The 24852-nt window shown below is 73.3% G+C and carries 25 protein-coding genes; 1 reads left to right on the forward strand and 24 read right to left on the reverse strand.

The features are described 5' to 3' along the window. Window positions 1–31: 31 nt before the first annotated feature. Window positions 32–1063 (reverse strand): 30S ribosomal protein S2, encoded by a 1032-nt coding sequence (gene rpsB / locus AC1DXT_RS17725; RefSeq protein ID WP_477062624.1) that lies wholly within the window; start codon window positions 1061–1063, stop codon window positions 32–34. A 412-nt stretch (window positions 1064–1475) separates the two neighbouring features. Between rpsB and AC1DXT_RS17730 the strand changes: the two genes are divergently transcribed. Further along, entirely contained in the window at window positions 1476–2018 is a 543-nt protein-coding gene (locus AC1DXT_RS17730; protein WP_477062625.1) for a M23 family metallopeptidase, read from the forward strand. Window positions 2019–2036: 18 nt separating this feature from the next. Here AC1DXT_RS17730 and whiG read toward each other — a convergent pair whose 3' ends face one another. From whiG to AC1DXT_RS17845, 23 genes are all read right to left on the reverse strand, one after another. Beyond that, on the reverse strand, window positions 2037–2975 hold the full coding sequence (gene whiG / locus AC1DXT_RS17735) for an RNA polymerase sigma factor WhiG (protein ID WP_477062626.1): 939 nt from the start codon (window positions 2973–2975) through the stop codon (window positions 2037–2039). Window positions 2976–2995: 20 nt separating this feature from the next. After that, window positions 2996–3922, reverse strand: a complete 927-nt coding sequence (locus AC1DXT_RS17740) for a tyrosine recombinase XerC (RefSeq protein WP_477062627.1) — start codon at window positions 3920–3922, stop codon at window positions 2996–2998. Window positions 3923–4126: 204 nt separating this feature from the next. Continuing rightward, window positions 4127–5314, reverse strand: a complete 1188-nt coding sequence (gene dprA, locus AC1DXT_RS17745; protein ID WP_477062628.1) for a DNA-processing protein DprA — start codon at window positions 5312–5314, stop codon at window positions 4127–4129. Next, entirely contained in the window at window positions 5311–6834 is a 1524-nt protein-coding gene (locus tag AC1DXT_RS17750) for a YifB family Mg chelatase-like AAA ATPase (protein WP_477062629.1), read from the reverse strand. Before AC1DXT_RS17750 ends, dprA begins: the two co-directional genes overlap by 4 nt. Then, the gene (locus tag AC1DXT_RS17755; protein ID WP_477062630.1) at window positions 6835–7191 is read right to left on the reverse strand and encodes a YraN family protein; all 357 of its coding nucleotides are present in this window, start codon (window positions 7189–7191) and stop codon (window positions 6835–6837) included. Window positions 7192–7364: 173 nt separating this feature from the next. After that, a complete protein-coding gene (locus AC1DXT_RS17760; RefSeq protein ID WP_055922267.1) occupies window positions 7365–7688 on the reverse strand; it encodes a DUF2469 domain-containing protein in 324 nt (107 codons plus the stop codon). 58 nt (window positions 7689–7746) lie between these two features. Continuing rightward, entirely contained in the window at window positions 7747–8505 is a 759-nt protein-coding gene (locus tag AC1DXT_RS17765; protein WP_477062631.1) for a ribonuclease HII, read from the reverse strand. Continuing rightward, window positions 8502–9356 carry a signal peptidase I gene (lepB, locus tag AC1DXT_RS17770; RefSeq protein WP_477062632.1) on the reverse strand — a complete coding sequence of 285 codons (855 nt, stop codon included), beginning with the start codon at window positions 9354–9356 and terminating at the stop codon, window positions 8502–8504. Before lepB ends, AC1DXT_RS17765 begins: the two co-directional genes overlap by 4 nt. Before the next feature lie 172 nt (window positions 9357–9528). Continuing rightward, window positions 9529–9897 carry a 50S ribosomal protein L19 gene (rplS, locus tag AC1DXT_RS17775; RefSeq protein WP_056093107.1) on the reverse strand — a complete coding sequence of 123 codons (369 nt, stop codon included), beginning with the start codon at window positions 9895–9897 and terminating at the stop codon, window positions 9529–9531. 201 nt (window positions 9898–10098) lie between these two features. Continuing rightward, the gene (gene trmD, locus AC1DXT_RS17780) at window positions 10099–10878 is read right to left on the reverse strand and encodes a tRNA (guanosine(37)-N1)-methyltransferase TrmD (RefSeq protein WP_477062633.1); all 780 of its coding nucleotides are present in this window, start codon (window positions 10876–10878) and stop codon (window positions 10099–10101) included. A gap of 1 nt (window position 10879) precedes the next feature. After that, window positions 10880–11428 carry a ribosome maturation factor RimM gene (rimM, locus tag AC1DXT_RS17785; protein WP_477062772.1) on the reverse strand — a complete coding sequence of 183 codons (549 nt, stop codon included), beginning with the start codon at window positions 11426–11428 and terminating at the stop codon, window positions 10880–10882. A 79-nt stretch (window positions 11429–11507) separates the two neighbouring features. Beyond that, window positions 11508–11747, reverse strand: coding sequence for an RNA-binding protein (locus AC1DXT_RS17790; protein WP_056093100.1), 240 nt, complete (start codon window positions 11745–11747; stop codon window positions 11508–11510). After that, window positions 11747–12172, reverse strand: coding sequence for a 30S ribosomal protein S16 (gene rpsP, locus AC1DXT_RS17795; RefSeq protein WP_477062634.1), 426 nt, complete (start codon window positions 12170–12172; stop codon window positions 11747–11749). The genes AC1DXT_RS17790 and rpsP overlap by 1 nt, the downstream gene beginning before the upstream one ends. Window positions 12173–12367: 195 nt before the next feature. Then, window positions 12368–13450, reverse strand: coding sequence for an amidohydrolase family protein (locus tag AC1DXT_RS17800; RefSeq protein ID WP_477062635.1), 1083 nt, complete (start codon window positions 13448–13450; stop codon window positions 12368–12370). 6 nt (window positions 13451–13456) lie between these two features. After that, complete coding sequence (gene ffh / locus AC1DXT_RS17805) at window positions 13457–15049, reverse strand: signal recognition particle protein (protein WP_477062636.1); 1593 nt, start codon at window positions 15047–15049, stop codon at window positions 13457–13459. 24 nt (window positions 15050–15073) lie between these two features. Continuing rightward, window positions 15074–16870, reverse strand: coding sequence for a [protein-PII] uridylyltransferase (locus AC1DXT_RS17810; protein WP_477062637.1), 1797 nt, complete (start codon window positions 16868–16870; stop codon window positions 15074–15076). A 22-nt stretch (window positions 16871–16892) separates the two neighbouring features. Beyond that, window positions 16893–17234, reverse strand: a complete 342-nt coding sequence (locus AC1DXT_RS17815; protein ID WP_056093079.1) for a P-II family nitrogen regulator — start codon at window positions 17232–17234, stop codon at window positions 16893–16895. Further along, a complete protein-coding gene (locus tag AC1DXT_RS17820; protein WP_477062638.1) occupies window positions 17234–18541 on the reverse strand; it encodes an ammonium transporter in 1308 nt (435 codons plus the stop codon). Before AC1DXT_RS17820 ends, AC1DXT_RS17815 begins: the two co-directional genes overlap by 1 nt. 157 nt (window positions 18542–18698) lie before the next feature. Continuing rightward, window positions 18699–19883 carry a signal recognition particle-docking protein FtsY gene (gene ftsY / locus AC1DXT_RS17825; protein WP_477062639.1) on the reverse strand — a complete coding sequence of 395 codons (1185 nt, stop codon included), beginning with the start codon at window positions 19881–19883 and terminating at the stop codon, window positions 18699–18701. Between the two features lie 58 nt (window positions 19884–19941). Next, on the reverse strand, window positions 19942–20271 hold the full coding sequence (locus AC1DXT_RS17830; protein ID WP_477062640.1) for a hypothetical protein: 330 nt from the start codon (window positions 20269–20271) through the stop codon (window positions 19942–19944). Between the two features lie 102 nt (window positions 20272–20373). Continuing rightward, window positions 20374–23940, reverse strand: coding sequence for a chromosome segregation protein SMC (smc, locus tag AC1DXT_RS17835; RefSeq protein ID WP_477062641.1), 3567 nt, complete (start codon window positions 23938–23940; stop codon window positions 20374–20376). 46 nt (window positions 23941–23986) lie between these two features. After that, the gene (gene ndk / locus AC1DXT_RS17840) at window positions 23987–24421 is read right to left on the reverse strand and encodes a nucleoside-diphosphate kinase (protein ID WP_477062642.1); all 435 of its coding nucleotides are present in this window, start codon (window positions 24419–24421) and stop codon (window positions 23987–23989) included. Between the two features lie 29 nt (window positions 24422–24450). Continuing rightward, the gene (locus AC1DXT_RS17845) at window positions 24451–24852 is read right to left on the reverse strand and encodes a DUF4233 domain-containing protein (protein ID WP_477062643.1); all 402 of its coding nucleotides are present in this window, start codon (window positions 24850–24852) and stop codon (window positions 24451–24453) included.

A 24852-nucleotide genomic window follows, 5' to 3' on the forward strand; every position in this document is an offset into this window, starting at 1 on the left:
GACCCGTCGAGGGCCGCCGGCACCGGCAGGGTCACTTGGACTCGGCGTCGCCCTCGGCGTCGGCGGTCTCGGCGGCGGGCGTCTCGGCGGCGGGGGTCTCCTCGGCGGCAGCCTCGGCGACGACCTCGTCGGCCACTGCCTCCTCGACGACCGGCTCGGCAACGGCCTCGTCGACGACGGGCTCGGCCACGGCGTCCTCGGAGACGACCTCCTCGGCGATCTCGGTCGTCGCCTCGGCGACGGCCTCCGTCGCGTCGGCGGCGACCGCGGCACCGGCCAGGTCGGCCTCGGCACCGGCGAGCAGCTCGCGCTCCCACTCGGCCAGGGGCTCGGCGTCGGCCTCGGTGCCCTCGGCGGCCGCGGTGCGACCCGAGTGACGCTTCAGCAGACCGTCGGCCGCGGCGTCCGCGATGACGCGGGTCAGCAGCTGGACGGCGCGGATCGCGTCGTCGTTGCCCGGGATCGGGTAGTCGACGACGTCGGGGTCGCAGTTGGTGTCGAGGATCGCGACGACCGGGATGCCGAGCTTGCGCGCCTCGTTGACCGCGAGGTGCTCCTTGTTCGTGTCGACGATCCACACGGCCGAGGGAACCTTGGCCATGTCACGGATGCCACCGAGCGTCTTGGCCAGCTTGTCCTTCTCGCGGCGCAGGACGAGGAGTTCCTTCTTCGTGAGGTTCGAGCCCGCCACGTCGTCGAAGTCGATCTGCTCCAGCTCCTTGAGGCGCTGGAGACGCTTGTGCACCGTGCTGAAGTTGGTGAGCATGCCGCCGAGCCAACGCTGGTTGACGTAGGGCATGCCGACGCGGGCGGCCTGGTCGGCGACCGGCTCCTGCGCCTGCTTCTTCGTGCCGACGAACAGGATCGTCCCGCCGTGCGCGACGGTCTGGCTGACGAAGTCGTAGGCGTTGTCGATGTACGACAGCGACTGCTGCAGGTCGACGATGTAGATGCCGTTGCGCTCGGTGAAGATGAAGCGCTTCATCTTGGGGTTCCAGCGGCGGGTCTGGTGTCCGAAGTGGACACCGCTCTCGAGCAGCTGGCGCATGGTCACGACGGCCATGGCACGTCCTTCCGGCGCGCACCGCAGGGTGCGCACGCGTCAAGGCGGACCCATTCCGGGGCCCGCATCTCGGTTGTCGGCTCCGACCAGCTGGTCGGCGCCCCTGGCGTCATGTCGTCAGCCGCTCCGGGCGCTGCGCGAGGCACGTGCACGGACCGCTGCGGTGATCGACCCCGTCCTGCGGACCTCGTCGGCGCTGTGGCCGGCGGTGCCCTGGATCGGGTGGATGACGCGCGAAGTCGACCGGTACGGACCGGTCGCACCAGAAGTTTAGCGGATGCCCGGACCAGGTCAGGACGAGACCGGCCGTCGCGACACCTCGAGCCGCCCACAGCCCACCGTCCGACGTCGGACACTACGGGACGTGCTCCTGCTCGCCCGGCGGGCCCCGACCTCCCGGAGCATCTCGGTCATGACCTCACTGCCCGCACGCGTCGGAGTCACTCTCGGCACGATCACGCTGCTGACCGCTCTCGGGGTCGTCGCCGTCGCGGAGGACGGCTCGGCCGGTCCACCCGGTGCCGCACCGCCGGCCGGGACCTATCGACTGCCCTGGGGGACCTCGCCGGACGTGGCCAGGGGGTTCGAGGCACCACCGCAGCCGTGGGCGGCCGGGCATCGCGGGGTCGACCTTCGGGCACCTCTCGGTGCCGACGTGCTGTCCCCGGTCGCCGGGGTGGTCACGTACAGCGGTCTCGTCGGCGGTCGGCGCGTGGTGACCGTGACCGACTCGGCCGGTCGTCGCTCGAGCGTCGAACCGCTGACCCCGTCCGTCCGGGTCGGCGATCTCGTCACGCCCGGCGATCGTCTCGGGTCGCTCGAGGCCGGAGGGTCGCACTGTGCACCCGGCGTCTGCCTGCACTGGGGCGTGCGGGTCGGGACCGAGTACGTCGACCCGCTCAGCCTGCTGCCCGGCGCCGGACCGGTGGTCCTGCTCCCCCTGGGCGAACGATGAGCCGTGCGGTCGGGCGGGTCAGACCCGCTCGGCCTCCAGGAGGCGGGTGCGGAGCCGGACCATCGCGGCGGTGTGCATCTGCGAGATGCGGGACTCGGTGACACCGAGCACGCGACCGATCTCGGCGAGCGTCATGCCCTCGTAGTAGTAGAGGACGACGACGATGCGCTCGCGCTCACCCAGACACTCGATGGCGCGGGCGAGCAGGAACTTCGTCTCGGCCGCCTCGATCGAGCTGGCGGGGTCGACCGTGCGCTCGTCGCCGAGGGTGTCGCCGAGCGAGACCCCGCCCGGGCGGTCGTCGCCGCCACCGAGCAGCTCGTCGAGCGCGGCGACGTTCACCGTGGAGAGCTGGGAGTAGATCGCGCGCAGGTCCTCGACCGGCATCTCGAGGTGCCGAGCCACCTCGTCCTCGGTCGGCGTCCGGTGCAGCTTCGCCTCGAGCTCGGCGTAGGCGCGGTCGACCGAGCGGGCCTTGGTCCGGACCGAGCGCGGCACCCAGTCCATGGCGCGCAGCTCGTCGATGATCGCGCCCCGGATGCGGGACGACGCGTACGACTCGAACTTCACCGAGCGGTCGATCTGGTACTTCTCGATGGCGTCGATGAGACCGAACATGCCGTAGGAGACCAGGTCGGCCTGCTCGACCGTGCTCGGCAGGCGCATCCCGACGCGGCCGGCGACAGCCGACACCAGCGGCGCGAAGTGCAGGATCAGCCCTTCACGTGCCGTGCGGGACTGCGTCGACTTGTAGCTCTCCCAGAGCGCGTCGACCTCCTCGGTGGACCGGCTCGGCGCCACCGGGGTCCGCGGGCTGGGCACTCCCCGGGTGATCGGGACGGTCGACGTCTCGAGCTGGTCGGTCTCCGAGAGGCGGGGCTGCGGGATGACGCCCTCGGGTGCCGTGCTCGTCAGGCGGGTGTGCACCGGGAAGGCGGCGTCCAGCTGCGTCGTCATCGTCGACTCCATCGTGTACGTCATGCGCGGGGGTGGGCTTGCTGGAAGGCCGAGCGGAGTCGTTCGGCGGATACATGGGTGTAGCGCTGCGTCGTGGCGAGGCTCGCGTGCCCGAGCAGCTCCTGGACGCTGCGCAGGTCTGACCCGCCCTCGAGGAGGTGGGTGGCTGCGGTGTGCCGCAACGCGTGCGGCGCGACGTCGTCGACCCCCGCGAGCGACGCGGCCTGGTGGACGACCGAGCGTGCCTGGCGCTGGTCGAGGCGTCCTCCGCGGAGGCCCAGGAAGAGGGCCGACGGCGAGGCGGGGACGGCGAGCAGCGGGCGACCGCGCTCGAGCCACGCAGCGAGGGCCTTCTGCGCGGGCAGACCGAACGGGACGACCCGCTCCTTGTCGCCCTTGCCCACCACGCGCAGGGTGCGCTCGTGGACGTCGACATCGGCCAGGTCGGCGCCGCACAGCTCACCGACGCGCACACCGGTGGCGTACAGCAGCTCCAGGAGCGCCCAGTCGCGCAGTGCGACCGCGTCACCGTCCTGAGCACGCTCCCGAGCCTGGTCGAGCAGCTGGGTCACCGGCTCCACCTGGAGCACCGTGGGCAGCGCCGACGCGGTCCGCGCGGTCGCGAGGCGCAGCGCCGGGTCTGCGGGGACGCGGTGGGTGCGGGCGGCCCAGGCGAAGAACGTGCGGACGGCGGCCCCCCGCCGGGCGAGCGTCGCGCGGCTGTGGCGGGTGGTCGCCATGGAGGCCAGCCAGCCCCGCAGGACGCCGAGGTCGATCGAGTCGAGGGTGGTCCGCCCGTGCCGAGATGCATAGCCCAGGAGGAGGTCGACATCGCCGAGGTAAGCGCGGTTGGTGTGCTCCGACAATCCGCGCTGAGCACCCAGGTGGGCCGAGAAATCGGACAGCAGGCGAGCGCGGTCCGGCGCCCCTGCTGTGATCTCGGCCATGTCCATGTGAGTACCGTGACCTGAAACACGGCGGGGAACAAGGACGACTTTCACCTGCACGGGCTAATGCTGGGCGAATCCCGACCGAATGTCCGATTCCCTGATGAACAATGGTCCAGATGCGCCTTTTTTTCACCCGCAGATCTGCTCACCCTCGTCGACATGACAGCGCTTTCGGCGCGCCTTCTGGACAGACCGCCGCCGTCATGATGTCGAGCGGGCCACGGTGATCCACCCGTCGCCCCTCCGCGCCGCCCAGCCCTCGAGCTCCAGCAGGCCGACGGCGCCCCGCGCCTCCGCCACCGTCACCCCCGCGACGCTCGCCACACGGTCGAGCTGGGCCGGCGTCCGCCGTGGGAGCGCGTCGAGAACCCGCCGGGTCACCGGGTCGAGGGCGTCGTGCGGCCGAGCTGCGCGCGCGTCGGCAGCGGCGTCCGGATCGCAGTCCTGACCGGTGCCGATGAGTCCGGCCAGCTCGCGCACCTCCGCCGCGTCGGTCACGCACACCGCCACGCCGTCCCGCAGAAGCCGGTGGCACCCCGCCGACGCCATCGACGTCACCGGCCCCGGCACCGCGCCCACGGGGCGCAGCAGCCGTGCGGCGTGGTGCGCGGTGCTCATGGCCCCCGACCGCCACGCCGCCTCGACCACGACCGTCGCCCGGCCCGCCGCGGCGATCAACCGGTTGCGCTGCAGGAACCGGCTCTTGGTGGGCAGACTGGTCGGGGGTACCTCGGAGGCCAGCGCGCCCCCGGCCCCCACGACCGCCTCGAGCAGGCGGGCGTTGCCGGCCGGGTAGGCCCGATCGACCCCGCCCGCGAGCAGGACGAGCGTGCGGCCGTCCCGCGCGACCGCGCCGCGGTGAGCGGCCGCGTCGATGCCGTAGGCACCCCCGGAGACCACCCAGACTCCCTCCCCCGCCAGGCCGTCCGCGAGGTCGAAGGCCACCCGTTCGCCGTAGGAGGTGGCGGCTCGCGATCCGACGACCGCTGCCGAACGCTCCAGGGACCGCCCCAGGTCCGCGGTGCCGCGGACCCACAGGCAGAAGGGTGCCTCCGCGCCGAGATCGTCCAGCGCCGCCGGCCACCGCGGATCGCCCGGCACCAGGAGCGTGCCACCCAGCCGGGTGAGGCGCTCAAGGTCGCGCACGGGGTCACAGTCCGGCAGCCTGACGGCCCAACGGGCCAGCACCCGCTCGATGCGCCTCCGGTCGGCATTGGCGAGCAGGCCGCGCCCGAGGCAGGAGAAGTCCGGACCGCCGACAAGAGCGCGCCGGACCCACCCGAGGGCGTCCTGGGCGCCGAGGAGGCTGACGAGAGTCCCCGCGACCACGTCGCCCGGCTCCACCAGCGCGCTCCAGGTGGCACGGGCGAGCACCTCGCCGCCGCTCATGCGCCGTTCCCGCGCGTGCGCAGCAGCAGGGCGTGGCCCACGTCCGCACGGTCGGGCGCGGACCGACCAGCAAGGTCCGCCAGCGTCCACGCGACGCGCAGAACCCGGTCGACGCCTCGCAGGCTCAACGTGCCGCGGTCGAGCGCACGGTCCAGGTCCGCGACGAGCGCCCGGTCCGGTCCGAGCCGGACCCGGAGCCAGCTGCCAGGGACGTCGCCGTTGGTGCGCCAGGGCGTGCCGCCGAGCCGCTCGGCCTGCGCGGCCCGCGCGGCAGCCACGCGCGCCGCGACGACGATCGACGACTCGCCCGGTCCCGCTCCGGCGCGGGCCGGGCTGAGCTCGACCTGCAGGTCCACCCGGTCCAGCAGCGGCCCGGAGAGCTTGCCGAAGTAGCGGCGCCGCTGCTCGCTGCGGCAGGTGCACGCGAGACCCTTCCCCACCGCCTGCCCGCACGGGCACGGGTTGGCGGCCAGGACCAGCTGGAAGCGGGCCGGGTACCGGGCGGTGCCCGCGGCTCGGTGGAGCACGAGCTCGCCGTGCTCGAGCGGCTGCCGCAGCGTCTGCAGGACCGCCGTGGAGAACTCCGGCGCCTCGTCGAGGAACAGGACGCCCCGGTGCGCCCGCGACGCCGCTCCCGGCCGGGGGATCCCCGCACCACCGCCCACGACGCTCGCGGGCGTCGCGGTGTGGTGCGGATCCTCGAACGGTGGGCGACGCAGCAGACCGCCACCGGGGTCGAACGCGCCTGCGACCGAGTGCACCGCGGTGACCTCGACCGCGTCCTCCTCCGACAGGTCGGGCAGCAGACCCGGCAGGCGCGCGGCCAGCATGGTCTTGCCCGTGCCCGGCGGCCCCACCATGAGCAGGTGGTGCCCGCCCGCGGCGGCGACCTCGAGACAGCTGCGCGCCTCGTCCTGCCCGACCACGTCGGCGAGGTTCAGCTCGGACATCCCCGAGGCCCGCGCGACGGGCTCCGTGGCCACGGGGGCGACCTCGGTCACCTCGACGTCGGCGCCGTAGCGCGCGGCCACCTGCGCGAGGCTCGTGACGCCGACGACCTCGGCGCCCGGCACCAGCCGAGCCTCCGCGGCGTTCGCCTCCGCGACCACGACCCGACGGCATCCGGCCGCGACCGCGGCGGCGACAGCGGGCAGCACCCCGCGCACCGGCCGGAGCCGGCCGTCGAGACCCAGTTCCCCGAGGTGGACCACGCCGTGCGGCGCTGCCGGGTCGATGGCCTCCGCGCCCGCCAGCGTCGCCACAGCGATCGCGAGGTCGAAGCCCGACCCGGACTTGGGCAGGGTAGCCGGCGAGAGGTTCACGGTGATGCGCCGGTTGGGCCACGGCAGGCCCGACGACGTGACCGCGGCGCGCACGCGATCACGCGACTCCGCCAGCGACGCGTCCGGCAGCCCGACCAGCGTGAACGCCGGCAGTGAGGGTGCCAGGTGCGCCTCGACCTCGACCACGTGCCCGGTGAGCCCGACGAGCGCCACGCCCAGCGTCCGGCCGAGCACCACTCAGACCACCCCGACGAGGTGGTCGATCTCGGCCGCGCCGCGGGCGGGCAGCAGCACGGCGATGACGTCGACCCGCACCGACCGCGGGTGCACGTCGTGCGCCGCGAGCCACTGCGCCCCGAGGCGACGCACCCGGGCCAGCTTGCGCGGTGTCACCGCCTCCGCGGGGTACCCGAAGGCGATCGACCGCCGCGTCTTGACCTCGATCACCACGAGCTCGTCACCGTCGAGAGCCACCAGGTCGAGCTCGCCGTCCCGCGTCCGCCAGTTCCGGTCGAGCACGTCCCACCCGCGGCCGACGACATGCGCCGCCGCGACGTCTTCCCCGTACCGCCCCACTGCGTCCTTCGCGCGCACCGGACCACCTCCGGGCTGGACAGTGCCAGCGCGCGGGGCGGCGCAGAGGGCCTCGCGGCGGTGCCGTGGGGGACGATGCGTCGGGCGGGGCTGTGGGCGGATCAGCGCGCCCGCGGCGCCGTGGGCGACGATGCGCCCGGCGGGGGCTGTGGGGCGGATCGGCGCGCCGGGGATCAGCGGGCGAAGCCTGCGCTGCCCCCGAGGTCGAGCTCGGCCTTGGCCAGCTCCTCCACGTTGACGTCCTTGAACGTCACCACGCGCACCGACTTCACGAACCGGGCGGAGCGATAGACGTCCCACACCCAGGCGTCGGCGAGGGTCAGCTCGAAGTAGACCTCCCCCGCGGCCGACCGCACCTGCAGGTCGACCTGGTTGGCCAGGTAGAACCGTCGTTCGGTCTCCACGACGTAGGAGAAGAGCCCCACGACGTCGCGGTACTCGCGGTACAGCGCGAGCTCCATGTCGGTCTCGTAGTTCTCCAGGTCCTCCGCGCTCACCGGGACATCATCCCCCATGGCCGAGGCCGCGGCCGCGCGACGCCACGCAGCCGCGCGCTCAGAACACCTCGTCGGCGTACTCGTCGACGACGAGCGGCTCCCCTGCGACGGGCAGCCGCCACGACCTGCGGTGCAGCACGCTCGGGCCCAGCTCGCGCAGCGCCGCCATGTGCTCGGGCGACGCGTACCCCTTGTTCTCGTCCCAGCGGTAGGCGGGGTGCTGCGCGGACAGGTCGACCATCATCGCGTCCCGCTCGCACTTGGCCAGCACGCTCGCGGCCGCGACCGACGCGCACGTGCGGTCGGCCTTGACCCGCATGTGCACGCGCGGGCCGGGCACCTCCGGCTCGTCGTCGAGCGAGAAGAGATCCGGCTGCGCGGGCCGGCTCAACCAGTCGTGGGAGCCGTCGAGGAGGACCACGTCCACCGGGCCGACCGTCAGGGTGATCGTCGCGAGCGCCCTGGTCCCGGCCAGCCGCAGTGCGGCGATGATGCCGATCTCGTCGATCTCCGCGGCGCTGGCGTGGCCGACCGCGCGCGCCAGCCCCCACCGGTTGAGCGCGGGCAGCAGGCGGGTGCGCGCCGCGGGCGCGAGAAGCTTGGAATCGGCGACGCCCTTCGGGGCGGACCGCGTGCCGGCGTCGACGACGACCACGCCGACGCTCACCGGTCCCGCGAGGGAGCCGCGACCGACCTCGTCCATGCCCGCGAGCAGGCGCGCCCCGTCGCGCAGCAGCACCCGTTCGTGGCGCAGGTGCGGGGCAGTCCGCGAGGGGGCGGTACGAGATGGCGCGGGGCGCCCGGTGACGAGGGTCACGGCTGGTCGGGCACGTCCGCGAACGTGCTGGTCGGGTTCCGCAGCAGCCCCATGCGCTCGATCGGCCACACGGTCACGAAGGCCATGCCGACCACGTTGTCGATGGGGACCGACCCACCGCCGGGCTTGCCCTGGTTGTACCGCGAGTCGGACGAGTGCGACCGGTTGTCCCCCATCACCCACACGCTGTTCGCGGGGACGGTGACGTCGAACGCGATGTCGCTGGGCGCCACGCCGGCCGCGAGGTACGGCTCGTCGAGCGCCACCCCATTGACCGTGACCGGCCCACCCTGCTCGGCCGCGACGTGATCACCCGGCAGGCCGATGAGGCGCTTGACCAGGTGCTCGTTGGCATCGGCCGGGTAGAGCCCGATGAACGTGAGGGCGGAGTTCACCGCCCCTTGCAAGGCGCCGGGCTCCGGGGCGACGTCGGCGGGAAGCCAGCCACCGGGGTCCTTGAACACGATGATGTCGCCGCGTCGCAGGTCGAACGGCCCCGGGGTGAGCTTGCTGACCAGGATGCGGTCGTGCTCGATGAGCGTGTCGTGCATCGACTGGCTCGGGATGAAGAACGCCTGCACCAGGAACGTCTTGACCAGCAGCGACAGGACGATCGCGCTGACGAGGATGATCACCGTCTCCCGCAGCAGCGATCCGGCGCCGCTCGCTCGCTTCGCGGCGGCGTGTCGGCGGCTGGGCCCGGCGTGCGTCGACGGCTCGGGCGCGGTCACGTCCGGGAGCCGGGGCCGCTCCGGCTGACCCCCGGCGTGGGCACCGCGCGGCGCCTCCAGGCCCGGCCACGACGTGGGCGACGAGTCCTCGTCGAGGTCGCGCGCAGGTCCGTCGATCACCCGCACACTCTCGCACGCGAGAGCCCCGGACGCGCACACGACCACCCCGCGAGACTCGTCCTGTGTCGCCCGTCACCGTCGTCGTGACTCGACCGCGAGGACGCGCACAGCAGACGCCGACGGGCGGCCMCCGATCGGTGGCCGCCCGTCAGGACGTCGGGTGCGAAGGGGCTCAGGCCTTCTTCGCGGCGGGAGCGAACTCGCGCTTCTCCTTGATCTTGGCCTTCTTGCCGCGGAGCTTGCGCAGGTAGTACAGCTTCGCGCGGCGCACGTCGCCGCGGGTCAGGACCTCGATCGACTCCAGGCTCGGGGAGTGCACGGGGAACGTGCGCTCGACACCGACCTGGAAGCTGACCTTGCGGACCGTGAACGTCTCGCGGACGCCGTCACCCTGGCGACCGATGACGACACCCTGGAACGCCTGGATGCGAGAGCGGTTGCCCTCGACGACCTTGACGTTGACCTTCAGGGTGTCTCCGGCGCGGAACTCCGGGATGTCGGAGCGCAGCGATGCTGCATCGACACTGTCGAGCGTGTGCATGTGATGTCACTTCCCCGCCCTGCCACAGGTCAGGAACGTCGTCGAGGGCGTCACGGCTGCCTGTGCAGGCAGGACCGGCGTCCTTGGTCAGATGGTCGGGTGCGTCCGGGCGGATCCCCGGGTGGTCGTGAGTCGTCTCCCCTGTGGCAGAGACGCAACCTGCGCGCACCAACGGACAAGTGTGCCACACCGGCCGGAGCGTCAGGTAATCAGGGTCCGGACGAGGCGGCCGTCCCGCGGCTCCCAGCCCAGCCGGGCCAGGAGGGCCAGGTCGTGCTTGTCGAGCTCGTCCACCGGCAGGGCCGCCACGAGGTCGGGCCGACGGGCCGCGGTCCGCTCGAGCGCGGTGTCCCGGCGCCACCGTGCGATCCGCGCGTGGTGCCCGGACAGGAGCACCTCGGGCACGCCGAGGCCGCCCCACGCGGGCGGCTTGGTGTACACGGGGTACTCGAGCAGGCCGGCCGTCCCGTGCGACTCCTCGACGAGCGACTCGGGGTTGCCGACGACACCGGGCAGCAGCCGGGCGACCGCCTCGACCACGACGAGGGCGGCGACCTCTCCGCCGTTGAGCACGTAGTCGCCCAGGGAGAACTCGGTGACTCGCCCGCGTGACCGGTAGTGCTCGGCCACCCGGGCGTCGATCCCCTCGTACCGCCCGCACGCCAGCACCAGGTGGCTCTCGCCGGCGAGCGCCTCGGCGGTGCGCTGCGTGAACGGCTCCCCCGACGGGGTCGGGATCAGCAGGTGCGCGTCGTCTTCGAGCAGCTCGTCGAGGGCGGTCCCCCACACGTCCGGGCGCATCACCATGCCGGCGCCGCCGCCGAACGGGGTGTCGTCCACCGTCCGGTGCCGGTCCGTGGTCCAGTCCCGCAGGTCGTGCACGCGCAGGTCCAGCAGGCCGCCCGTGCGCGCCTTGCCGACGAGCGACAGGTCGAGCGGGGCCAGGTACTCGGGGAAGATCGAGACGACGTCGATGCGCACGTCAGTCGTCGTCTCCCACGGTCTCCTCGGACACGACCAGGTTGGCGGCGTCGGACGCGAGCAGGCCTCCCGGCGGGTCGAGCACCACGCGGCCGCCCGGGACGTCCACCACCGGCACGATGACCTTGACGAACGGGATCAGCGTGCGCGCGCCGTCGGGCTCGCGCAGGACGAGCATGTCGTGCGCCGGCAGGTGCTCGAGGCCGATGATCTCGCCCAGCACCCGACCGTCCACGTGCTCCGCGCGCAGGCCCGCGAGCTCGTGCGGGTACCAGGCGTCGTCCTCGTCGGACGCGTCCTCGTCGACGACCAGCTCGGTCCCCCGCATCGCCTCGGCCATGGTTCGGTCGCTGATCTCGGCGAAGCTCACGAACCACCGGTCCTGCTGCGTGCGCGTGCTCACGACCGTGAGCGGACCGCGCGCGGCGGGCTCGGTGAGCAGGACCGCACCGACGCCGAAACGGTCCTCGGGGTTGTCGGTCCGCAGGTCGAGGGCGACCTCTCCGCGCAGGCCGTGGGCACGGCCGATCCGCGCGACGGTCAGCTGCATGGTGGTCCTCACGATTGAAGTGGGCAGTCATGGCGAAGGCCCGGTCCCCAGGTTAGGGGACCGGGCCTTGCGCGATGGATCAGCGCCGGTCGACGTCCACGACGTCGACCCGGACCGAGCCGTCCGTCGAGAGCGCACCGACGACGGTACGCAGCGCGCGCGCCGTGCGACCGCCGCGGCCGATGACCCGGCCGAGGTCGTCGGGGTGCACGCGCACCTCGAGCAGGTCCCCACGACGCAGCGTCGACGCGTTCACGCGGACGTCGTCCGGGTGGTCGACGATGCCACGCACCAGGTGCTCGAGAGCGTCGGCGAGCATCAGGCCTGCTCGTCCTCGGCCGGAGCCTCGGCAGCGGCGGCCTTCTGCGAGGCAGCCTTCTCGGACGCCTTGGCCTTGGCCTTCTCGGCGTCGAGAGCGACGGCGTCGATGGCGGCCTTCGGGTCGACCTTGTCGGCCTTGGTGCGCAGGGTGCCCTCCTGGCCGGGAAGGTTCTTGAACTTCTGCCAGTCACCCGTGATCTTGAGGATCACGGCGACCTGCTCGGTCGGCTGCGCGCCGACGCCGAGCCAGTACTGCGCACGCTCGGAGTCGACCTCGATGAACGAGGGCTCCTCGGTGGGGTGGTACTTGCCGATCTCCTCGATCACGCGGCCGTCGCGCTTGGTGCGCGAGTCGGCGACGACGATGCGGTAGTACGGAGCGCGGATCTTGCCGAGACGCTTGAGGCGGATCTTGGTGGCCACGGTGTGGTCTTCTCCTGATGTCTGCTGGGGTGACCTGCCCGCGCATTGCCCGTGGGGTGGGCGCGCCGGGAAGATCGGGGACACGACGAACGCAGGTAGAGGGGCTGCAGACGCCGGGTACAGCCGACCATTGTGCCAGATGTGCAGGGCCGGTCCCAACCATGTCGCACAGGTCACCGATCTCCCGACGTCTGCTCAGACGACCTTTCCGCGCAGCACCACGGCACGCGGCACGGCGAGCACCGCGATGTCCCGCCTCGGGTCCGCCCCGAAGACGACCAGGTCTGCCGACGCGCCCTCGTCGAGCCCGTCGGCGCCGAGCCAGGCGCGCGTGCGCCAGCTGGCGGCGGCCACCACGTCGCGGGCCGGGATGCCGGCACGGACCAGCTCCGCGGCCTCGTCGGCGATCCGGCCGTGCGCGATCGTGCCGCCGGCATCGGTGCCCACGAGCACGGGGACACCGGCATCGTGCAGGTCCCGCACGAGCTCGTACCGGTGCGCGTGCAGGGCTCGCATCCGCGCGGCGAACCGGGGGTAGCGGGACCCCTGGGCGGCGATGGCCTCGAACTGCGCGATCTGCAGCAGCGTCGCGGTCACGGGGATCCCTGCCGACGAGATGCGGTCGATCTGGTCGGGGGTGGCGCCCGTGGCGTGCTCGAGACAGTCGACGCCCGCGTCGAGGAGCGCGTCGAGCGACTCGGTGGCGAACGTGTGCGCCGTGACCCGGGCCCCCGCACCGTGGGCTGCGGCGACCGCGTCGGCGAGCACGTCGGCCGGCCACAGCGGGCGCAGGTCACCGTCGGCGCCGAGGTCGCGGTCGATCCAGTCGGCGACGAGCTTCACCCAGCCGTCCCCGCGGGCGGCCTCCTCGCGCACCGCGCCCGGCAGGTCCTCGACCGACTCGAGCTCGCGTCCGTAGTGCCGCAGGTAGCGCTTCGGCCGGGCCAGGTGCCGCCCCGACCGGATCAGCCGCGGGAGGTCGTCGCGCTCGTGCACCCACCCCGTGTCCGCCGGCGATCCGGCGTCCCGGACGAGCAGCACCCCCGAGTCGCGGTCCGCGAGGGCCTGCTTCTCGGCCGTGCCGTCGTCGACCGGGCCGTCCGACGCCAGACCGATGTGACAGTGCACGTCGACCAGCCCGGGAAGGATCCAGCCCTCCAGCACGGCGTCGGGTGCCGACGACGGACGGTCGAACGTGATGCGGCCGTCGACGACCCACGCCTCGCCGACCTCGCGCTCGTCATCCAGGACGACCGTGCCGCGCAGGTGCAGGACCACGAGGGCTCAGCGTCCGCCGAGGAAGCGGTCCAGACCGGCCGGCAGCTCGATCTCTGCGGGGGTCGTGGGCTCGGCCTTCGGGGCGATCCCGAACGCGGACCCCGCCGGCGCGGCCGGCTTGCTGGTGATGCCGCGCTCCTGCTCGGCGCGCTTGGCGGGGTTGCCCGACTTGCCCTTGGCCTTGCGGACGGGGGGCGCCGTGCGGCCGCGCGACTTCTTGCCGCCCATGCCGGGCAGGTTCCCCATGCCCGGAGGCATGCCGGGCATGCCTCCGCCCTTGGCCATCTGCTTCATCATCTTCTGCGCGCCGTCGAAGCGCTCCAGCAGCTGGTTGACGTCGCTCGGCTTGGTGCCCGATCCCGCGGCGATGCGCGAGCGGCGGGAGCCGTTGATGATCTTCGGGGTGCGGCGCTCCGTGGGGGTCATCGACCGGATGATCGCCTCGATGCGGTCCACCTCGCGCTCGTCGAAGTTGTCCAGCGCCTCCCGCATCTGCCCCATGCCGGGCAGCATGCCCATCATCTTCTTCAGCGGCCCGGCGTTGCGCAGCTGCTGCATCTGCGTGAGGAAGTCCTCGAGCGTCAGGTCCTGGCCGGACGCCAGCTTGTCGGCCATCTCCTCGGCCTGGCCGGCGTCGAACGCCTTCTCGGCCTGCTCGATGAGCGTGAGGATGTCGCCCATGTCGAGGATGCGGGACGCCATCCGGTCCGGGTGGAACACCTCGAACTCGGTGAGCTTCTCACCGGTGGACGCGTACATGATCGGCTTGCCGGTCACGCTGGCCACCGAGAGTGCGGCACCACCGCGCGCGTCGCCGTCGAGCTTGGAGAGCACCACGCCGGTGAACCCGACGCCGTCCGCGAACGCCTGCGCGGTCGTCACCGCGTCCTGGCCGATCATCGCGTCGATGACGAAGAGGATCTCGTCGGGGTCGAGCGCGTCGCGGATGTCGGACGCCTGCTGCATGAGCTCGGCGTCCACACCGAGGCGGCCGGCCGTGTCCACGATCAGCACGTCGTGCAGCTTGACCTTCGCCGTGGCCAGGCCCTCGCGAGCGACCGCGACCGGGTCGGCGCCGAACGGCATGACGTCGTCGCTGCCCTGGTTGCCGGGGTGCGGGGCGAACACGGGCACGCCCGCGCGCTCCCCCACCACCTGGAGCTGGGTCACGGCGTTGGGGCGCTGGAGGTCCGCCGCGACGAGCAGCGGGGTGTGGCCCTGAGCCTTGAGGTGCAGCGCCAGCTTGCCGGCGAGCGTCGTCTTGCCCGCACCCTGCAGACCCGCGAGCAGGATGACCGTCGGCGGGTTCTTGGCGAGGTTGAGCGTGCGCGTCTGGCCGCCGAGGATCGCGACGAGCTCCTCGTTGACGATCTTGACGACCTGCTGGGCCGGGTTGAGCGCGCCGGACACCTCGGCCGACAGCGCGCGCTCGCGCACGGCACCGGTGAACGAACGGACGACCGGGACCGCGACGTCGGCGTCGAGCAGCGCCCGGCGGATCTCGCGCACGGTGGCGTCGATGTCCGCCTCGGACAGACGGCCCTTGGTGCGCAGGTTCTTGAAGGTCGACGTCAGTCGGTCGGACAGGGTGGCGAACACCTGGCGGTCCTCACGCTCGGGGGTTCAGGGACGACCTAGCGTACCTGCCAGCTCACGGGTGGCCCGTGCCGTCAGGTCGTCGACGAGCGTCGCGCGCCACGTGCTCCAGGCGGGCGGCCCGGCGGCGCCGGCGTCGGCCTCGGTGAGCGCGCGCAACAGCTCGAGCATGTCCGGACGGTGGTCGACGGCGTCCAGCAGCCGGGCCATGGTCGCCGGGTCGTCGGGGTCCGCCGTGGTGGCCAGCTCGGCGAGCGTGAGGTGCTCGCGGACGAGGCGCGTGACATCGGCGGCGACCTGGTCGTCGAACCCCATGCGCGTCACGATCGGACCCGCCAGCCGAGCGCCCTCGGTCGAGTGGTCCCCCGCGCCGGCCCGCTTGCCGATGTCGTGCAGCAGCGCCGCGAGCAGCAGCGTCTCCCCGTGCTCGACCACGCGCTTGTCGCGGCCCGCCCGGGCGACGGTCTCGACCAGGTGCCGGTCGACGGTGTGCCGGTGGATCGCCGAGCGCTGCGGCCGGTTGCGCACGCCCGCCCACTCCGGGATCCACGTGGTGACGACGCCGGCCAGGTCGAGCGCCTCCCAGATCGGCACCTGCGCGGGGCCCGAGCCCAGCAGCTGCAGGAGGTGCGTGCGCGCGGCCTTGGGCCACGGCACGGGAAGCGGCGGGGTGGCCGTCAGGCTCGCGACCGTCACCGGCGAGAGGCTCAGCCCGGTCCGGGCGGCGGTCGCGGCCGCGCGCAGCGAGAGCAGCGGGTCGTCGGCGGGCCGGGCCTCGACGGCCAGCACGATCTCCCCGTCGTGCTCGACGAGGTCCTCGGCGATCGTGCGCAGTCGTGGGGCGGTGCGCCGACCGCGCACCAGCATCGGCGTCCGCGCCGGCCGCTGGAGCGCCTGGCGGGCGTTGCGCACGGTCGTGTCCAGGGCGTAGGAGATCACCCGCGCCGCCTCGGCGATGCTGGCCAGGAGGTCGTCGCGGTCGTCGAAGCCGACGAGCGCCGCGACCTCGTCCTGGTCCGCGAGCAGGAGCCGGTTGGTGTGCCGACGCGTCACCACCTGCACGGTGTCCCGGACGTCGAGCAGGTGGGCGTAGGCCATGTCCACCGCGCCGTGCGGCCGGTCGGTGAGCCAGGTGGCGGCCAGCGCGCTGAGCACGACGGCGTCCCGGATGCCGCCGCGGGACTCCTTGAGCTCCGGCTCGATGAGGTAGGCGAGCTCGCCGTGGCGCTCGGCGCGCTGGCGCGTGGAGGCGAGGAGCTCGGGCAGTCGTCGTCGGGCGGCCGAGCGCCAGTCCTCGAGCAGAGCGGACTTGGCGCGCGCGATGACGACCGCGTCGCCGGACACCGGCTGGAGGTCGAGCAGCCCGACGGCGGCCGGCAGATCCTTCGACGCGACCTGGCGGCACTGCGCGAGGGAGCGGACGGAGTGGTCGAGGTCGAGGCCCGCGTCCCAGATGGGGTACCAGAGCTTTTGCGCGAGGGCCGAGAGCTCCTCGGTCGAGTGGCCGCGCCCCTCGTGCACGAGGAGCAGGTCGAGGTCGGAGACCGGGCTGGCGTCGCCGCGCCCGACGCTGCCGACCGCCCCCAGCGCGATGCCGGACACGTCGACGCCCTCGGTGGCGATGTCCCACTGCTCGCGCAGCCTGCCGACGACGAGCTCGACGATGGCGGCACGACGCGCGATGCCGTCGGCCCCGGGGCCGGTCAGGCCGGCTGCGAGCTCGAGCCGCTCAGTGCGGAGGTCCCGCACCCCGATCGCGGGGTGCGGGACCTCGGGCGACCCGTTCGCGGCCGCGCCCCCCGCGGGCGGCCGTTCCTGTGTCATGTGTGGCGGTCAGCCGTCCTGGTCAGAGGGCGTCGTCGCCGTGCTCACCGGTGCGGACGCGAGCCACGTCCTCGACCGGCACGACCCAGACCTTGCCGTCACCGATCTTGCCGGTCTGCGCCGCGCGGACGATGACGTCGGTCACGCTGACCACGTCCGCGTCGCTGACGAGCACGTCGATCTTGACCTTGGGGACCAGGTCGACCGTGTACTCGGCACCGCGGTAGACCTCGGTGTGACCGCGCTGGCGGCCGTAGCCGCTGGCCTCGCTCACGGTCAGACCACGGACGCCTGCAGCCTCGAGGGCCGACTTCACATCGTCCAGCCGGTGCGGCTGGATGACCGCCGTCACGAGCTTCGTCATCACTTCACCTCCGTCACGACACGGGCGCCGACGCCCAGCGTCTCGTATGCGGTCTCAGCGTGCAGCGCCAGGTCGACCCCGCCGACCTCGGCCTCTTCAGAGACCCGCAGACCGATGGTCGCCTTGAGGATGAGCGCGATGACGTACGTCGCCGTGAAGCTGAACAGCACCGCGGCGAGCGCGACGATCGTCTGGGTGGCGAGCTGAGTGACCCCGCCACCGTAGAACAGACCGTTCTGTGCGCCGTCCGGGTACCAGGTGCTGTTCGTGTCCGTGGCGAAGAAGCCGATGAGGATCGTCCCCACCAGACCACCGACGAGGTGGACACCGACGACGTCGAGCGAGTCGTCGTAGCCGAACCGGAACTTCAGGCCGACGGCGAGGGCGCAGAGCACACCAGCGACGAGACCGACGGCGATGGCGCCCCACGTGTCGACCGCCGCAGCGGCCGGCGTGATGGCGACGAGGCCCGCGACCACGCCGGAGGCGGCACCGAGCGACGTGGGGTGACCGTCACGCAGCTTCTCCGTGGCGAGCCAGGCGAGCATCGCGACGCCCGTGGCCAGGAGGGTGTTGAGCCAGGCGCGACCGGCCGTGCCGTCGGCAGCGAACTCGGAGCCCGCGTTGAAGCCGAACCAGCCGAACCACAGGAGAGCGGCACCGAGCATGACGAACGGCAGGTTGTGCGGCCGCATGGCCTCCTTGCCGAAGCCCTTGCGCTTGCCGAGCACGAGCGCCAGCACCAGGCCGGCGGTACCGGCGTTGATGTGGACGACCGTTCCACCGGCGAAGTCGATCGGGGTCGAGAGACCCTCCGTGAGGCCCGTGGCGCTGAGCAGGCCACCGCCCCACACCCAGTGGGCGAGCGGCATGTAGACCACGGTCACCCAGACGGCCGTGAAGACGAGCCACGCGCCGAACTTGATGCGGTCCGCCACGGCACCCGAGATGAGCGCGACCGTGATGATCGCGAACGTGGCCTGGTAGCCCGCGGCCACGAGGAACGGCACGCCCGAGGCGGCCATCAGGCTCTGGTCGTCCGTCGCGCCCTGCAGGCCGAAGAACTCGAACGGGTTGCCGAGCCACCCGCCGCCGAGGTCCGGGCCGAACGCACCGGAGTAGCCGTAGAGCACCCAGATGAGACCGGCGACGCCGATCGCGCCGAAGCTCATCATCATCATGTTCAGCACGCTCTTGCCGCGCACCATGCCGCCGTAGAAGAACGCCAGCCCCGGCGTCATCAGCAGCACGAGCGACGCGGCGGTGAGCATAAACGCCGTGTTCCCGCTGTCCAGCTCGAATTCCATCGAGATCGCCTCTCCACTCGCCAGCCGGGGGTGGCTGGTCCGGGGATCACAGTCGACGAGGCGAGTTTCGGTCAGAGGCGAGGGACGTTACGTCGGTGTGACAAGCCGCTTCCGCACGTAAACGTTCGGTTTCGTGGTGATCGGCCGTCCAGGAGCGCTACCCCTGCAGCAGGGCGTCGACGAAGGCCTCGGGGTCGAACGGTGCCAGGTCGTCGGGACCCTCGCCGAGGCCGACGAGCTTGACCGGGACGCCCAGCTCGCGCTGCACGGCGACGACGATCCCGCCCTTGGCCGTGCCGTCGAGCTTGGTGAGCACGATGCCCGTCACGCCGGCGACCTCGCTGAACACGCGCGCCTGGTTCAGACCGTTCTGACCTGTCGTGGCGTCGAGCACCAGGAGCACCTCGGACAGGGGCGCCTCCCGCGTGATCACGCGGGTGATCTTGCCCAGCTCGTCCATCAGCCCGGCCTTGTTCTGCAGGCGTCCGGCCGTGTCCACGAGCACCACGTCGATCCCCTCGGCGCGGCCCGTGCGGACGGCGTCGAACGCCACGGCCGCGGGGTCGGCGCCGTCGCGGTCCGACCGGACCGTGTGCACGCCCACGCGCGAGCCCCACGTCTGGAGCTGGTCGGCGGCGGCCGCGCGGAACGTGTCCGCCGCACCCAGCACGACCGTCTTCCCGTCGGCGACGAGCACGCGCGCGAGCTTGCCGACGGTCGTGGTCTTGCCGGTGCCGTTGACGCCGACGACGAGGACGACCGCGGGGAGCGGCGACCCGTCGGCAGCCGCTCCGTGCGCGGTGTTCAGGCTGCGGTCGAGGGACGGGTCGACGAGCGCGAGGAGCTGCTCGCGCAGGAGCGCGCGGACGTGCGCCGGGTCCTTGAGGCCCTCGACGCGGACGCGGGTGCGCAGGGCGTCGATGAGCTCGCCGGACGGGCCTGCGCCGACGTCGGCCAGGAGCAGGGTCTCCTCGAGCTCGTCCCAGTCGTCCTCAGTCAGGTGGTCCTTGGACAGCACAGCGAGCAGCCGGGTGCCCAGGGGCGACCCGGAGCGGGCGAGCCGGTCCCGCAGCCGCGAGAGCCGGCCGGCGACCGGCGCCGGGACCTCGAGGGCCGGGGGCGCCTCGGCCTCCTCGGGCACCACCTCGGTGGGCGGCGCGGGGGGCGCGGGCGACGGGGTCTCGAGCTCGGGGGCCGGCGCCGGGGCCGGCACGTCGACGGTCGGGGGCGCCTCGTCGGTCGTCGAGCCGCGGCGGCGGCGGACGAAGACGGTCGCCAGCGCGACGGCGATGACCGTCGGGATGCCGGCGGCCAGGAGGATCTCGAGCGTCTCGTTGGTCACCGGGACAGTCTGTCGGGCGGCAGGCTCAGGACGCGAACCGGCGCGTCAGGCGCGGACCTCAGCGGTCGCGGTTGCCGGGCAGCACGCCCGCGGCCTTGTCGCGGGCCCGCTGGAGGGTCGCCGCGAGGTCGTCCACCTGCAGGTACGCCTCGCCCTCGTCGACCGTCTCCCGCAGGAACTGGGCCAGCGAGAGGTCGACGGGCTCCACCGCGGCGGCGTCGGCCGCGGCGCGCTGGTCGGTGTCGGGGTTCTTCCGCCCCGCCCAGGCGGTGCGGAAGGTGCGGAACGGGGACTCACCCTTGTCCTTCGCCGAGCTGGCGACGCTCGCAGCGAGCAGCACCCCGGCGGCGACGAGGAGGGCCAGGAAGATCGCAACGAAGATGGCCATGGGCCCAGTGTCCGTGCCGATCGCCGGTCCGTCTGCGTCCCACGCACAGGGAGCGTCAAACGGCACACAATCTCCACACCCTGTCGGGTGAGCCCGCACCGGTCAGACGGCGACGTCCTCGCGCATCCGCTGGCTGATGACGGTGGTCACGCCGTCGCCGCGCATGGTCACGCCGTACAGGGCGTCGGCGATCTCCATCGTGCGCTTCTGGTGCGTGACGACGATGAGCTGCGAGTCCTCCTGGAGCTCCCGGAAGAGCTCGAGCAGCCGGCCGAGGTTGGCGTCGTCGAGGGCCGCCTCGACCTCGTCCATCACGTAGAACGGGCTGGGCCGCGCCTTGAAGATGGCCACGAGCAGGGCGACCGCGGTGAGCGACCGCTCGCCGCCCGAGAGCAGGGACAGCCGCTTGACCTTCTTGCCGGCCGGACGCGCCTCGACCTCGATGCCGGTGGTGAGCATGTTGTCGGGGTCGGTGAGCACGAGCCGGCCCTCGCCTCCCGGGAACAGCCGCGGGAAGACGACGTCGAACGCCGCGGCGGTGTCGCGGTACGCCTCGGCGAACACCTGCTCGACGCGCTCGTCGATCTCGCGGACGATCTCGAGCAGGTCGGTGCGCGACTTCTTCAGGTCCGCCAGCTGCTCCACCAGGAACTGGTGGCGCTCCTCGAGGGCGGCGAACTCCTCGAGCGCGAGCGGGTTGACGCGGCCGAGCAGCGAGAGCGCGCGCTCGGCGGCCCGCAGGCGCTTCTCCTGCTGCTCGCGCACGTACGGGACCTCCGTCGGTGCGTCGGGGTCCACCTCCGCGCCCGGCACGGTGATCACGGGGACGGCCTGGTGGGGGCCGTACTCGTCGAGCAGGACGGCCGGGTCGAGGCCCAGGTCGTCGATCGCGCGGGCCTGCAGCGCCTCGATCCGCAGCCGCTGCTGGGTGCGGGCCACCTCGTCGCGGTGGGCGACGTCGGTGAGCTGGGCCAGCTCGGCGGCGCGGACGTCGACCTCGGCGCGTGCGGCGGTGACCGCGCGGTCGCGCTCGCCGCGAGCCGTCTCGGCCGCGTCACGCTCCGCCGACGCGCGCCGCAAGGACTCGTCCAGCACGACCAGCGCCTGCGTGGCCCCGTCGCGCACCGACTGGGCGACGGTCGCCTGGCGCGAGCGGGCGCGCTCGCGCTCGGCGGCGCGCTCGCGGGCCACCCGCTCGGACTGTGCGGCCCGCTCGAGAGACTCGGCCCGGCCGGAGAGCGCACGTGCCCGCTCCTCGCCGGTCCGCAGGGTCAGGCGCGCCTCGGTCTCCCTGGCGCGTGCACCCGAGGCCAGCTCGGCCAGCCGGTCGCGACGGGCGCTGCCCTCGACGATCGCGGCCTCGCTCTCGGCGGGCTCCACCTCGGCAGCCGCGAGGCGCTCGGTGAGCTCCGCCAGCTCGGCGCTGTCGGCCTGGAGCGTCTGCGACGCCGCCTCGAGGGACTGCTGCAGCCGCGCGGCCTCGGCGTTGGCGGCGCGCGCCGTCGAGCCGAGGTGGCCCAGCTGCTCGGCCACGGCGGCGAGTGCGGCGTCGGACTCGTTGAGGCGGTCGAGGGTGCGTTCGTGCGCCTCACGGGCCGCGGTGAGGGCCTCGGTGGCACCGGAGAGCTCGAACCGGATCCGCTCGGCGTCCGACGTGGCCCGGGAGGCGCCGGAGCGCGCCTGGTCGAGCGCCGCCTGCAGGTGCAGGGCGCTCGGGGCCGTCGCGGAGCCGCCGGACGCCCGGTGCTGGGACAGGACGTCGCCGGTGCGGGTGGCGACGACGAGGTCGGGCCGGACGGCGACGATCGCACGCGCGGCCGCCAGGTCGTCGACGACCACGACGTCGGCGAGCAGGGTCTCGACCGCGGCCCGGACGTGCTCCGGGGCACGCACGAGATCGACCGCGCGCGCGGCGCCGGCCGGGACGTCGGTCACGGGCGTGGCCGCAGCCGTGGCGCCGCTGACCAGCAGCGTCGCGCGACCGGCGTCCTCGGTGCGCAGGTAGCGGATGGCGTCCACGGCCGCGTCGACCGAGTCGACCGCGACGGCGTCGGCCACCGCACCCAGCGCGGCGACGATCGCCTCCTCGTTCTCCGGGTCCACCGCCAGCAGCGCAGCCACGGACCCGACCAGACCGGGCTGGCCGTCCGCGGCGAGCAGCGCCCCGACGCCGTCCTTGCGCGTCAGGCTGAGCTCGAGGGTCTCGGCCCGGGACTCCAGCGCCGCACGCTCGCGCTCGGCGGCGCTCAGCCGGTCCTGCAGGGTGCTCAGCCGCTCGGTCGCCTGCTCGAGGGCCTCGACGGCCGCCTCGTGCTCGGCGTCGAGCCCCTCCTCGCCCTCCTCGACACCCGCCACCTGCGACTCGAGCACGGCGAACTCGGTCGTCGCCTCCTGCCCGCGCTGCTCGGCGGCCGCCAAGGACTCGCGCAGTCGCCCGAGCTCGGCCTGCGTCGCCTCGACGCGGCTGCGGCGTGCGGCCACCTGGCCGGCCAGCCGCGCGACGCCCTCGCGGCGGTCGGCGGCCCCCCGCAGCGCGGTGGCGACCTCCTTCTCGGCTCCCGTGGCCTCGGCCTCCGCCTCCTGGCGGGCGGTGACGGCGGCCTCGAGAGCGGCGCGGGCGAGCTCGACCTCGGCCGCGAGCTCGGCCTCGGCCGCGCGGACACGCTCGGCCTGGGCGGCGAGGTCGTCGGGGTCGGACCCCCCGGCGCGCTCCGGCCCGGCACTGCCGAGCAGGCGCACGCGGTCGGCGGCCAGCGAGGCCGTGCCCCGCAGCCGCTCGCGCAGCGACGACAGCCGGTACCAGACCTCGCTCGCCTCGCTCAGAGCAGGTGCCGCCTCGGCAGCCTCGCGCTCGAGCGTGGCCAGACGGGCGCGGGTCGCGGCGAGCGCGCCCTCGACCTCCTCGCGGCGGGCGCGCAGGGCGCTCTCGTCGGCGATCTCCTGCTCGAGCGTGGAGGTCAGCTGCGCGAGGTCGTCGGCCAGCAGCCGCGCGCGGGCGTCGCGCAGGTCCGCCTGGACGACCGCCGCCTTGCGGGCGACCTCCGCCTGCCGGCCGAGCGGGCCGAGCTGGCGGCGGATCTCCCCGGTCAGGTCCCCGAGCCGCGTGAGGTTGGCCTGCATCGACTCCAGCTTGCGGAGCGCCTTCTCCTTGCGCTTGCGGTGCTTGAGGACCCCTGCGGCCTCCTCGATGAACCCGCGGCGCTCCTCGGGGGTGGCGCGCAGGACCGCGTCGAGCTGGCCCTGGCCCACGATGACGTGCATCTCCCGGCCCAGGCCGGAGTCCGACAGCAGGTCCTGGATGTCCAGCAGCCGGCAGCCCTGGCCGTTGATCGCGTACTCGGACCCACCGTTGCGGAACAGCGTCCGCGAGATGGTGACCTCGGAGTACTCGATCGGCAGCGCGCCGTCGGCGTTGTCGATGGTGAGCGCCACCTCGGCGCGGCCCAGCGGCGGACGCCCGGCGGTGCCGGCGAAGATGACGTCCTCCATCTTGCCGCCGCGCAGCGACTTGGCGCCCTGCTCCCCCATCACCCAGGCCAAGGCGTCGACGACGTTGGACTTGCCCGAGCCGTTGGGCCCGACCACGCAGGTGACGCCCGGCTCGAAGTTCAGGGTCGTCGCCGAGGCGAACGACTTGAACCCCCGCAGGGTGAGGGTCTTGAGGTGCACGCACAGAGCCTAAGGTGCGCGCACCTCAGCTCCGGGGAGGCTGAGGTCAGAGCGCGGGGAACCAGAGGGCGATCTCGCGCGCGGCCGACTCCTGCGAGTCCGACCCGTGCACGAGGTTCTGGATGACCTTGAGGCCCCAGTCGCGGCCGAGGTCGCCCCGGATGGTGCCGGGGGCGGCGACCGTCGGGTCGGTGGCGCCGGCGAGCGAACGGAAGCCCTCGATCGCGCGGTGGCCCTCGGCGACGACCGCCAGGACCGGGCCGGAGCGCATGAACTCGATCAGCGGCGTGAGGAAGGGCTTGCCCGCGTGCTCGGCGTAGTGCTCGGCCAGCAGCTCGTCGGAGGCCTCGCGCAGCTCGACGGCGACGAGGGTGTAGCCCTTGGCCTCGATGCGGCGGACGATCTCCCCGGACAGCCCACGGCGGACGCCGTCCGGCTTGACGAGGACGAGGGTGCGCTGCGTGGTGGGTGCGTCAGTCATGGCCTGAACCCTATGACGGGTGCGGCGCTCTACGGACCGACCGCTCCCGGGTTCGCCGCATCGTACTCCGCCCGCTCCCGGTCGATCCTGCCGCCGAGGCGCAGCGCGACGACCCACAGGACGACGAAGATCGCGCCCACCGCGAACATCATCGGGATCACGAACCCGCCCGCCAGGACGAACACCTGGACGATCGAGCCGGCGAGGTAGCCGCCCGGCCGCGACACCAGGCCCGACAGCAGGATCAGCACCACGGACAGGCTCCCGCCCACCCACCAGATGGTGGAGGCGGGAGCGAGCCGCAGGCCGTACGCCACGAGCGTCGCGAAGAACACCAGGACGGCCTCGAGGACGAGGATCGTCTGGGTGAACTGGGGCTTCGCGGCACGCTTGCGGCGCACGGCCTGGCCGTCCGGGACGGTGGAGCTCAT

Source organism: Cellulomonas sp. P1_G12_2 (assembly GCF_056405535.1).

Bases quoted from the DNA above. Each gene is read 5' to 3' on its own strand.
- rpsB (WP_477062624.1), bottom strand. From the start codon at position 1,063: ATGGCCGTCGTGACCATGCGCCAGCTGCTCGAGAGCGGTGTCCACTTC.
- AC1DXT_RS17730 (WP_477062625.1), top strand. From the start codon at position 1,476: ATGACCTCACTGCCCGCACGCGTCGGAGTCACTCTCGGCACGATCACG.
- whiG (WP_477062626.1), bottom strand. From the start codon at position 2,975: ATGACGACGCAGCTGGACGCCGCCTTCCCGGTGCACACCCGCCTGACG.
- AC1DXT_RS17740 (WP_477062627.1), bottom strand. From the start codon at position 3,922: ATGGCCGAGATCACAGCAGGGGCGCCGGACCGCGCTCGCCTGCTGTCC.
- dprA (WP_477062628.1), bottom strand. From the start codon at position 5,314: ATGAGCGGCGGCGAGGTGCTCGCCCGTGCCACCTGGAGCGCGCTGGTG.
- rplS (WP_056093107.1), bottom strand. From the start codon at position 9,897: ATGCACACGCTCGACAGTGTCGATGCAGCATCGCTGCGCTCCGACATC.
- rimM (WP_477062772.1), bottom strand. From the start codon at position 11,428: ATGCAGCTGACCGTCGCGCGGATCGGCCGTGCCCACGGCCTGCGCGGA.
- AC1DXT_RS17790 (WP_056093100.1), bottom strand. From the start codon at position 11,747: ATGCTCGCCGACGCTCTCGAGCACCTGGTGCGTGGCATCGTCGACCAC.
- AC1DXT_RS17810 (WP_477062637.1), bottom strand. From the start codon at position 16,870: ATGACACAGGAACGGCCGCCCGCGGGGGGCGCGGCCGCGAACGGGTCG.
- AC1DXT_RS17815 (WP_056093079.1), bottom strand. From the start codon at position 17,234: ATGACGAAGCTCGTGACGGCGGTCATCCAGCCGCACCGGCTGGACGAT.
- AC1DXT_RS17820 (WP_477062638.1), bottom strand. From the start codon at position 18,541: ATGGAATTCGAGCTGGACAGCGGGAACACGGCGTTTATGCTCACCGCC.
- AC1DXT_RS17830 (WP_477062640.1), bottom strand. From the start codon at position 20,271: ATGGCCATCTTCGTTGCGATCTTCCTGGCCCTCCTCGTCGCCGCCGGG.
- ndk (WP_477062642.1), bottom strand. From the start codon at position 24,421: ATGACTGACGCACCCACCACGCAGCGCACCCTCGTCCTCGTCAAGCCG.
- AC1DXT_RS17845 (WP_477062643.1), bottom strand. From the start codon at position 24,852: ATGAGCTCCACCGTCCCGGACGGCCAGGCCGTGCGCCGCAAGCGTGCC.